At 68.3% G+C, this 666-nt stretch carries 1 protein-coding gene; it reads left to right on the top strand.

Annotation, left to right across the window (positions count from 1 at the left end; translation table 11 throughout):
• A partial coding sequence (locus H3V53_RS43250; protein ID WP_336603049.1) for a glycosyltransferase family 4 protein occupies nucleotides 1–666 on the top strand: 666 nt, incomplete at both ends.

Here is a 666-nt window from a genome sequence, read left to right as displayed (position 1 = left end):
CTGGAGCAGACGGTGTATGCGCGTTCTTCGCGGCTGATCGTGCTGTCCGATGCGTTCGGCCGGATTCTCTCGTCGCGTTACGGCATCCCGGCCGAGCGCATTCGCGTCGTGCCGGGCTGCGTGAACGTCGACCAGTTCAACCTGCCACAGACGCAAACTGAAGCGCGCCTACGCCTGCAACTGCCGGTGGGCCGGCCGATCGTGCTGGCCGTGCGGCGTCTCGTGCGGCGCATGGGCCTCGAAGACCTGATCGACGCCGTGAAGCTCGTGAAGCGCCGCGAGCCCGACGTGCTGTTGCTGATCGCGGGGAAGGGCCGTTTGCAGCAGGAATTGCAGCAGCGCATCGACGACGCCGGGCTCGGCGACAACGTCAAGCTGCTCGGCTTCGTGCCCGAGGAGCAGCTGGCGTCGCTATATCGCGCCGCCGATATCGGCGTCGTGCCGACGGTGGCGCTCGAAGGTTTCGGGCTGATCACCGTGGAGTCGCTGGCATCGGGCACGCCCGTGCTGGTGACGCCCGTCGGCGGTCTGCCGGAAGCGGTGGCGGGGCTGTCGCAGGATCTCGTGCTGCCTTCGACGGGCGCCGGGGCGATCGCCGAGGGCCTCGCGCGAGCGCTCGACGGATCGATGAAATTGCCCGATGCCGATGCCTGCCGTGCGTATGCG

The sequence above is a fragment of the Paraburkholderia bengalensis genome, from assembly GCF_037126505.1.
Taxonomy (GTDB): domain Bacteria; phylum Pseudomonadota; class Gammaproteobacteria; order Burkholderiales; family Burkholderiaceae; genus Paraburkholderia; species Paraburkholderia bengalensis.
Note: the sequence above shows the minus strand (reverse complement) of the source record. Positions and strands in the feature narration are given on the sequence as shown.